This window comes from Streptomyces sp. NPDC047028 (assembly GCF_040644095.1).
GTDB lineage: Bacteria > Actinomycetota > Actinomycetes > Streptomycetales > Streptomycetaceae > Streptomyces.
Genome location: NZ_JBEYVS010000038.1, coordinates 1 through 9,323, shown reverse-complemented (window position 1 = coordinate 9,323; position 9,323 = coordinate 1). Strand labels below are relative to the sequence as shown.

The following is a 9,323-nucleotide window of genomic DNA, read 5'->3' as shown; positions in this document are numbered from 1 at the left end:
CCGGTCGACGGGGCGGCACGGCCTGCGCCGCGGGCCCACGGTCCGGGCGGCCCGGCGGGCTCCAGCACGCGGGACCACCCGACGCCGGGCACGGTCACCCCACGGCGGGCTCGCTCACCCTGGCCAGGCTGCCGTCCAGGTACGCCGTGCGGGTGGCCCCACGCTGGATCTTGCCGCTGGACGTCTTGGGGATCGTGCCCGGCTGGACCAGGACGACGTCGCGGACGGACAGTCCGTGGGACTCGCCGACGGCACCGCGGATCATGTCGGTGATCTTCTCCGCCTCGCCGGCCGCGTCCGAGGCGATCTCGGCGACGACGACCGGCTGTTCGCCGTCGGCTCCGGCGTCCACGGAGAACGCGGCGGTGCAGCCGGGGCGCAGCGCGGGGTGGGAGAGTTCCGCGGTCAGTTCGAGGTCCTGCGGGTAGTGGTTGCGGCCGTCGATGACGATGAGGTCCTTCAGCCGGCCGGTGACGTACAGCTCGCGGTCGCGCAGGAAGCCGAGGTCTCCGGTCCGCAGGAACCTTCCCTCGCGGCCGGTGAGTCGGGCGCGGAACGTCTCGCGGGTGGCCAGGGCGTTACGCCAGTAGCCCTTGGCGACGCTCTCTCCGCCGACCCAGATCTCGCCGATCTCGCCCTCCGGCAGTTCCTCCTGCCGTTCGGGGTGCGCGATCGCCACGGTCACGCCGGGGCCGGGCCGGCCGCAGCCGACGGCGGCGGCGTCCGCCTCGCCGGCGTTCGGTGCTCCGTCGGCGGCGGCGAGCAGCGTCGGCGGGCTGTCGACGGTGCCGCCGGTGACCATGAGGGTGGCCTCGGCCAGGCCGTAGCAGGGGTAGAGGGCCTCGCGCCGGAAGCCGGCCGGCGCGAAGGTGTCGGCGAAGCGGCGCAGGGTGGCCGCGCGAACCGGCTCGGCGCCGTTGAAGGCGACCTTCCACGATCCGAGGTCGAGGCCGTCGAGGAGGTCCGGGGTGGCGTGCCTGAGGCACAGTTCGTACGCGAAGTTGGGTCCGCCGCTGGTGTGCGGGCGGTAGCGGCTGACGGCCTTCAGCCAGCGGGCGGGCTGCTGGAGGAAGTGCAGCGGCGAGAAGAGGGTCGCGGTGACGCCCAGGTGGACGGTGTTCAGGACCGGTCCGATGAGCCCCATGTCGTGGTAGACGGGGAGCCAGCTGACGAACATCTCGTTGCCGTGGGCGGCGATCGCCTCGGGCGTGTGGCCCATGCGCTCGGTGATGACGCGTTCGTTGTCCAGGAGGTTCTGGTGGGTGACGACGACGCCGCGCGGGGCGGCGGTGGACCCGGAGGTGTACTGGAGGAACGCGGCGGTGTCGGGGGCGAGTTCCGGCTCGCGCCAGTCGGCGGCCGCCGCGTCGGGTATGTCCTCGGTGGCGACGCGGGCGATCCCGTCGAGTTCGGGCAGGTGCTCGGCCATGCCGTCCAGCGCGGCGATCACCTCACGGCCGCCGAGGACGACCTTGGCGTCCGAGTCGGCCAGGAGCCGCCGCATCCGGGTCAGCGCGCGGTGGTTCTGCGCACGGCCCTGCGGGGGCACGCCCGGTACGGCGACGACGCCGGCCGAGAGGCAGCCGAGGTAGCCGCAGATGAACTCGAGGCCGGGTGGGTAGAGCAGCATGGCGCGCGCGCCGGCCAGTCCTCGTTCCTGCAGCCAGGCGGCGACGGCCCGGGAACGGGTGGCCAGCCGGCCGTAGGTGAGTTCCTGGATCTCGCCGTCGCAGTCGCCGGTGACGAGGTGGCGGTAGGCGGTCCGGTCAGGGTGGTTCGAGGCGTGCGCGGTCAGTAAATCGACCAGGGAACGTGCCATGGGAAGACTCTCACCTGTCTGCGTAGGTGGGCGAGGAGGACGTGGTGCGAGAACGCGTCGCAGGACGCGTGGAGACAGCCCCACCCGGCCCCGTTGCCGGGCTGTCGGACTCGGCCCCCTGCCCCCGGGAGTCGTCGGTCGGACAACTCCCCGTGATCCCCCCGCTGCGGTTTGCTACCGACGCGTAGCACCATAGCAAGTGTGTTTGATCGACATGCCGAACGGGTGTAAACGCTTCGTGTCCAACGGACTTGACGAAGCTGACGGTGTGTGACATCGCGGTGAACGGAAGTTACCGGAGCGGGGGCTTTCGCCCCGAATGCCGGACCCGGCGATTCGCTCTATCGTGCTGTCATGGAGCACGCACTGAGTCCCGCGACCCTCGCCGAGCTGCGGCGCCCGCGTCCCTACCCGGCGGTGTCCGTGCTGACCCCGACCCACCGCCGCGAGCCGGACACCGGCCAGGATCCGGTCCGGCTGCGCAACATGGTGGCCGAGGCCAAGAAGCGGCTGGAATCCGATCCCGCGGTCACCCGGGAGCGTCGTACCGAGGTGGCCGAGCAGCTCGACCGGGCGCTGGCGGAGGTGGATCTGGTCCACGCCGAGGACGGCCTTGTGATCTTCGCCGCACCGGGCGAGCACCAGGTGTGGTCCCTGGCCCGTACCGTCCCCGCGCGCGTGGTGCTCTCCGACACGTTCCTCACCCGCAACCTGGTCTCCGCGCAGGCCGCCGAGAAGCCCTTCTGGGTGCTGTCGGTCTCCGCGGACCGCGTGACGCTCTGGAGCGGCGGCGTCGACCGGGTCGTGGAGCAGCGCTCGGGGGGCTTCCCGTTCACCCGCGCACAGCCGAACTTCGACGCCGAGCGGCAGCAGCGCATCGGTGACCTGCCGAGCACCTTCCGCGACGAGGGCACGCGGCAGTTCCTGCGGGAGGCGGACACGGCGATGAGCGCGGTGCTGCGCGAGGAGCCGCGCCCGCTGTACGTCACCGGTGAGGACGCGGCGCTGTCCCTACTGGGCGAGGCCGGCACCGTCGCCGGCTCGGCGGTCCTCGTGCGGCACGGCGGGCTGGCGCACGCCGGCCCCGAGGCCGTGTGGCAGGCGCTGCGGCCGGTGCTGGAGGCGGAGGCCCGCAAGGACACCACGTCCGTGATGTCGGACCTGACCTCCGCGCGGGGGCGGCGGACCTTCGCGGCCGGGCTGGACGAGCTGTGGCAGAGCGCCCGGGAGGGCCGCGTCCGGCTGCTGGCGGTCGAGGAGAACTACAAGGCGACCGTCCGCGACCAGGGCGACCACCTGGTTCCGGCCGAGCCCGGTGACCTGGACGGCCGTGAGGACATCGTGGACGAGATCGTCGAGCAGTGCCTGGAGACCGGCGCCGACGTCCGCTTCGTCCCCGACGGCACCCTCGACGACGCGGACGGCATGGCCGCCGTACTGCGGTACTGACCGGCCCCGCTCCCACCCGCGGGACGCCCCTGAGCCCGGCGTACGCTGACGGCGTGATCGTCGGCGGGAGGGAGCGCGCGCATGGGTGACCTACTGGGTGTGGCCGTACTGGGTGCCGGGCACATGGGCGCGGACCACGTACGGCGGCTGGACCGGGTGGTCAGCGGCGCCCGGGTGGCCGCGGTGGCCGACCCGGACACCGGCCGCGCCGAGCGGGCGGCAGCCGGTCTGGACGGGGTCACCGTGCACGCCGACGCCGTGGCCGCGCTCGACGCGCCCGGGGTCGAGGCCGTCCTGGTCGCCTCCCCCGGCCCCGCCCACGAGGAGGCAGTGCTCGCGGCCTTCGAGCGTGGCCTGCCCGTGCTGTGCGAGAAGCCGATGGTGCCGGACTCCGCGGGGGCGCTCCGGGTGGTCGACGCCGAGGCACGGCTCGGCCGGCGGCTGGCGCAGATCGGCTTCATGCGCCGCTACGACGCCGAGTACCGGCGGCTGAAGTACCTCCTGGACGGGGGCGGTCTGGGCCGGCCGCTGATGCTGCACTGCACCCACCGGAACGTGTCCTCCCCCGCCCACTTCACCAGTGAGATGCTGATCAACAGCTCCGTCTCGCACGAGATCGACGCCGCCCGCTGGCTGCTCGGGCAGGAGCTGACGGCGGTGACCGTGCTGCGTCCGGCCTCCTCCGCGGGCGCGCCCGAGGGGCTGGCCGATCCGCAGTTCGTGCTGTTCGAGACCGAGCGGGGCGTCCTGGTCGACGTCGAGGTCTTCGTCAACTGCGGGTTCGGTTACCAGGTGCGCTGCGAGGCCGTGTGCGAGGCGGGCAGCGCGCGGATCGGCGACGGGCACTCCATGCTGGTCACCACCCGGGGCAGTGCCGCCGAGGAGGTGCCGCAGGACTACCTGGTGCGCTTCGCCGACGCCTACGACCGCGAGGTGCAGGCCTGGGTCGACGCCACCCGGCGGGGCCGGGTCAGCGGGCCGAGCGTGTGGGACGGCTACGCCGCCTCGGTGGTGGCCGAGGCCGGGGTCCGGTCCCTGCGGACCGGCGCCCGCACCTCCGTCGAACTGGCCGAGCGCCCGGCCCTGTACGCCGAAGCGGACGCCTGACGGAGCCTCACCGGCCAGGCCTCCGGGCCTCACCGGTGCCCGGCCGTGCCGGATCCGCGGTCAGACCCCGTCGAACAGGGCGCTCAGCCCCCTCTCGACCACCGCGCCCACGTCCTCCGCCCCGGCTGCCACCACACCGTACGTTCCGCGCAGGAAGCGGCGCAGTGCGGTGGCGGGGAAGGTCAGGAGGGCGAGGCCGTGCGGGGAGTGGAACTCCAGCAGGGTGCGCGCCGGGCCGTAGGGCCGGATCCGCACGTCACCGTGGCCGGCGGGGGCGCGTAACCCCTGGTCCAGCAGGGCGCGCGCGAAGACCCAGGTGACGTCTTCGCCGACGAGGGTGGCCTCGGGCGGGAAGTCCAGGAAGACGGCCAGTGGATCGTCCGCCGTGTAGCGCAGCGTGGCGCGGACGGGCACCTCCGCGTCGTCGGCGGTGACGAGGCGGGCGTGGATGGGCTGTTCGATGATGGCGTCCATGCTTATAAGGAGTCGTCCCGCCCCCTTCCCATGACGCTAATTCCGGTCAGAGTTGGGGCGGTACCGAACGAATGGCGCCATGATGGAACACAGGCGCGTCGAACCTGCGAACGAGTGCGACGACCTGGCGGCTCGATGTCCTGCAAATCCCTTAGTTTCCCTACGACTTGACCCCGTGCCCGCCTACGCCACTGATACTCGGGAGTCACTCCGGGAGGACTCTGGCATATGCCATCTGCACCACCGTATCGTGTGTCGCCGAATCCCTTACAGCGCGTCGTGAGCTGTGCGAGAGTCGTAGCGGTCCCCACCCGCTTCCCTCCCGTTCCCCGCCTGTTCTCCTTGGCCGTCCCGTCCCCCCATCGGAGTGCGTCATGCCGTCACCGGTCTCCGCGGACCGCCCAGCAGCCCAGCCACCCGGGCGCGGCTCGGTCGAGGCACTGATCTCGCAGACGCGGCGACTCAAGGTCGAGGTGGACGCCGTACGACAGGACACGCCGGACGACGGCGTGGACCCGGAGGACCGCTGGCAGCGGGCGCTGTACGATCTCGCCGTGCGTCAACTCGACGATGTCGACGCCCACTTGGCGCAGCTGCGGGACGGCCCGGAGCCGGTGCCGAGCGAGTCGGCCGACGCCGCCGCCCCGCGTCCCGCGCCGACAGCGTGCGGATCGCTGCTCAGCCGGGTCGGCAGCGCGGAGTGGAACCTCCTGAGCGACGAGGCGAGCTGGTCCGGGGAGCTGTACCGCATCCTGGGCCTCGACCCCGCCTCCCCCGCGCTCACCCTGGACGAACTGCCCACGCTGGTCGTCGACGAGGACCGGCCCCTGCTGACCGGGATGGTGACGGACTGCCTGGTCGACGCCAGGCCCATCGACGGCGAGTTCCGCGTCGTACGGCCCGACGCCTCCGTGCGGACCGTGCACATGATGGGCGAACCCGTGCTCGACGCCGACGGCAGTACCGCCTCCATGTGGGCGGTGGTGCGGGACGTGAGCGAACTGCGGCGCCGTCGGCGCACGGTGCGGGAGACCGGCGACTCGCTGCACCAGCACCGCCGGCGGGCGCGGACCGAGCACCGGATCGCGGTCGAACTCCAGGAGGCCGTACTGCCCCCGTGGCGCGGCCCGCTGCGGCTGCCGCACCAGGGGCCCGGCACCCTCGAACTCGCCGCCCACTACCTCCCCTCCGCCACGAGCGCGCTGATCGGCGGCGACTGGTACGACGCCCTGGCGCTCTCCGACGGTGAGACGCTGCTCAGCGTCGGCGACCTCACCGGGCACGGCGTAACCGTCACCTCGGGCATGGCGACCCTGCTCGGCGCCGTGCGCGGCATGGCCATGGCCGGCACCCAGCCGGGCCCCCTGCTCGCCCTGCTCAACCAGTTACTCGACTCGACCGTGCACCCCGCCCTCGGCAGCGCCGTCTGCTGCCGCTACCGGCCCGCGACCCGCACCCTGGTGTGGGCGCAGGCAGGACACCCCGCCCCGCTGCTCTACCGCGGCGGGACGGGACGCGCGCTGAACGCACCGGACGGCGTGCTGCTCGGCGCCACCTCGGGCGCCGTCTACGGGCAGGCCGAGGTGACCCTGGAGCCCGGCGACCTCCTGCTGCTGCACACCGACGGGCTCGTCCCGGCCCGGACCGGCGAGGACCCCGGGGAACGGCTGCTCGGCCTCGCCCCACGCTTCGCGGGGGCGCGCACCGCGCAGGACTGCGTACGCGCGGTCGTCGAGGAGTTCGGCGGAGCCCAACGCGCGGACGACGCCTGCGTGCTGGTCGCCAGGGTGACGGACTGAGCCAGGCGCGAACGGGCGGCGCACCCGCCTGCTACGCCTGGGCGCTCGTGCCCTTGCCCCGCGGCTTCGGCAGGGCGACCCTGATCTCCTCCCGCAGCTCGTTGATCTTCGGGTACTCGGCGTACTCCGCGGTGAGCCGGTACATCTGCCGCAGCCGGTCCCAGGTGCGCCGCGAGGAGTTGGAGCCCATCGACATCAGGGCCAGCCGCGCGTACCGGTCGGCCTGTTCGGGGTCGTCGGCGATGAAGCAGGCCGACGCCATGGAGAGGTGGTCGAAGATCTTCGAGCGTTCCCGCCCGTCGACCCGCAGCGCCAGAGCCTTCTCCGCGTAGTGCTGGGCGTGCGCGGCCGCGCCCGGGTCGTGCTCGGCCAGCGTGCGGTAGGCCAGGGCCTGCATGCCGTACAGATCCTCGTCCTTGAAGGTCTGCATCCAGTCCGGCGGTGCGACGTCGGCCCGGTCGGAGACGAACAGGTCCTCCGCGAGGCCGAGGGTGCGGCGCATCGCCTGGCCCTTGCCCATCGACGCCTGCGCCCAGGCCTCGATGGTGTGGAACATCGCCTTGGTGCGCGGCTGCAGGTCCTCGCCCGAGCCGGACTGCGCGAGCTTCATCAGGTCCAGCGCGTCGCCGGGCCGGCCGAGGTGCACCATCTGCCGGGCCGCGCGGGACAGCGCCTCGCCCGCGCGCGGCCGGTCCCCGCCCTCCCGGGCGGCGTGGGCCGCGATGACGAAGTACTTCTGGGCCGTGGGCTCCAGGCCGACGTCGTGCGACATCCAGCCGGCCAGAACGGCGAGGTTGGCGGCGACGCCCCACAGGCGCCGCTGGAGATGGGGTGGATGGTGGTAGGCGAGCATGCCGCCCACCTCGTTGAGCTGTCCCACGACCGCCTTGCGCTGCAGCCCGCCGCCGCGGGCCGCGTCCCAGGCGCGGAACACCTCCACCGAGCACTCCAGTTCCTCGATCTCCTGCGACCCGATGGGTGCGGCCTCGTAACGGTCGAGCCCAGCGGGGTCGGCGTGCAGGGGGTCGGCGAGAACAGGGGCGTCGGCCTTCAGGGTCGGGTCGGTGTGCAGCCAGTCGTGCATGGCGCCGCTGAGTGCGGATCCCGCGGCGAGCGCGGCACCCGCGCCCACCAAGCCGCGTCGGTTGAGCATGAGGTCCATTCCCGTGAATTCGGTGAGGACCGCGGCGGTCCGCTCGGGCGCCCACGGCACTCCGTCGGGATGTTCCGCATTCCCGTCGTCCTGCCGTTTCCCCGCACGCCCGTGCCGTACCAGACCGAGGTCCTCGATGGTCACGACACGGCCGAGACGCTCGGTGAACAGGGCCGCCAGCACCCGTGGTACGGGATCGCGCGGGATCTCTCCCATGTCGATCCAGCGCCGCACCCGGGAGGTGTCGGTCGACAGCTGGGGGTGGCCCATGGCCGCCGCCTGCCGGTTGACCAGCCTCGCGAGTTCGCCCTTGGACCAGCCGGCCAGGCCGAACAGGTCCGCCAGGCGGGTGTTGGGTTGTCCGCTCACGTCAAGCCCCCAGGTTCTCGGCTGAGTTGACAGTAGCCCCGTGGAGGTTGCCGGGCGACTATTCGCCAGGGTTCGCCAGGGTTCGCCAGATGGTGTGCCACTGGGCATCTGGTGTCGAGTAGGAACGCGCCACCCCGACCCGGTCGCCGCCCCACCGAAGGATCCGCCCGACGGATCCGTCGGACGGGCCCGTCCGGCCGATTCCCCGGAGTCGCCGGGCACATTCCCCAGGATGTGCCCGGGCGGCCGGGCCGGGAGGGCGCGAGGACTTACAGGCAGGCACCGCAGGCACACGAAGGGATCTGTATCTCCCATGTACGCAGCATCATCCTCCGTGTCCGCACCGCCCCGGCCCCTGCGTCCCCGCCCTGCGGGCAGCGGGCCGTATCTGGACCCGGCGGCGCGGCCGGGAGCGCCCCTGCTGGGCGCGGGCCGGCCGCGGCGCGTTCCGGGGCAGCTCGGCAGTCAACCGCTCAGCGGGAGACTCGACTTGTCCGGCCCCCAGGGGGCGCAGCTGCGCACCGCCATCGCGTCGGTGCACCGCATCTGCCCGGAGTTCGCTCCGGTGCAGGTGCTGCGCCGCAGCGGGCGGTCCGTGCTCCTCGTCGGGACCACCGGCCGGACCACGGCCGTGGCCAAGTGTCTCCTGGACCAGTCGCCGGCGTGGGCGGACCGGATCAGGCACGAAATAGCCGCATACCGCTCGTTCGTCCGGCACCGCCCGCCGGTGCGGGCGCCGCGGCTGATCGCGGCGGACCCGGACAACGGCACGCTGGTCATCGAGCGGATGCCGGGCCGGGTGGCGGCGGCGCAGCGGCACCCGATGGAGGCGCCGCCGCGGGCGGACATCCGGGCCGCGCTCGGCGCGATCTGCCGGCTGAACGCCTGGCGGCCCCCAGCGGGCACGTTCGACGCCCCGCTGGACTACGCGGCCCGGATCTCCCGGTATCACGAGCTGGGTCTGCTGACCGACCGTGACCTGGGCGATCTGCAGAAGCTGCTGCACGGGATCGCGCACGCGGCGGGCCGCCAGGGGATGGGCCAGTTCTGCCACGGCGACGGTCAACGCCACCTCTTCTTCGGTCAATCATCCGTCAAAAGCGGTCATAGCATCACAAGACATGTGCACTGTGTGCAAGCACCCCATAACACC

At 72.8% G+C, this 9,323-nt stretch carries 7 protein-coding genes; 4 read left to right on the top strand and 3 right to left on the bottom strand.

Annotated features, from left to right (window positions below; genetic code table 11):
* Window positions 1-94: 94 nt before the first annotated feature.
* Window positions 95-1,819 (bottom strand): fatty acyl-AMP ligase, encoded by a 1,725-nt coding sequence (locus ABZ854_RS28385; RefSeq protein WP_361216029.1) that lies wholly within the window; start codon window positions 1,817-1,819, stop codon window positions 95-97.
* A 354-nt stretch (window positions 1,820-2,173) separates the two neighbouring features.
* Here ABZ854_RS28385 and ABZ854_RS28380 point away from each other — a divergent pair, with 354 nt between their 5' ends.
* Both ABZ854_RS28380 and ABZ854_RS28375 read left to right on the top strand, forming a co-directional pair.
* On the top strand, window positions 2,174-3,268 hold the full coding sequence (locus tag ABZ854_RS28380; RefSeq protein WP_361216026.1) for a chemotaxis protein: 1,095 nt from the start codon (window positions 2,174-2,176) through the stop codon (window positions 3,266-3,268).
* 81 nt (window positions 3,269-3,349) lie between these two features.
* Complete coding sequence (locus ABZ854_RS28375; protein ID WP_361216023.1) at window positions 3,350-4,375, top strand: Gfo/Idh/MocA family oxidoreductase; 1,026 nt, start codon at window positions 3,350-3,352, stop codon at window positions 4,373-4,375.
* A 60-nt stretch (window positions 4,376-4,435) separates the two neighbouring features.
* Here the strand turns inward: ABZ854_RS28375 and ABZ854_RS28370 are convergent, their stop codons facing one another.
* Window positions 4,436-4,849, bottom strand: a complete 414-nt coding sequence (locus tag ABZ854_RS28370) for an SsgA family sporulation/cell division regulator (protein WP_361216020.1) — start codon at window positions 4,847-4,849, stop codon at window positions 4,436-4,438.
* A 374-nt stretch (window positions 4,850-5,223) separates the two neighbouring features.
* Between ABZ854_RS28370 and ABZ854_RS28365 the strand changes: the two genes are divergently transcribed.
* Window positions 5,224-6,648 (top strand): SpoIIE family protein phosphatase, encoded by a 1,425-nt coding sequence (locus ABZ854_RS28365; protein ID WP_361216017.1) that lies wholly within the window; start codon window positions 5,224-5,226, stop codon window positions 6,646-6,648.
* A gap of 31 nt (window positions 6,649-6,679) precedes the next feature.
* On the opposite strand, the gene ABZ854_RS28360 is transcribed toward ABZ854_RS28365, so the two are convergent.
* Window positions 6,680-8,170: a hypothetical protein gene (locus ABZ854_RS28360; protein ID WP_361216015.1), complete on the bottom strand. Its 1,491-nt coding sequence runs from the start codon at window positions 8,168-8,170 to the stop codon at window positions 6,680-6,682.
* A 313-nt stretch (window positions 8,171-8,483) separates the two neighbouring features.
* On the opposite strand from ABZ854_RS28360, the gene ABZ854_RS28355 reads away from it, so the two are divergent.
* Window positions 8,484-9,323 (top strand): phosphotransferase (locus ABZ854_RS28355; protein WP_361216012.1); only part of this gene is annotated, 840 nt, incomplete at its 3' end.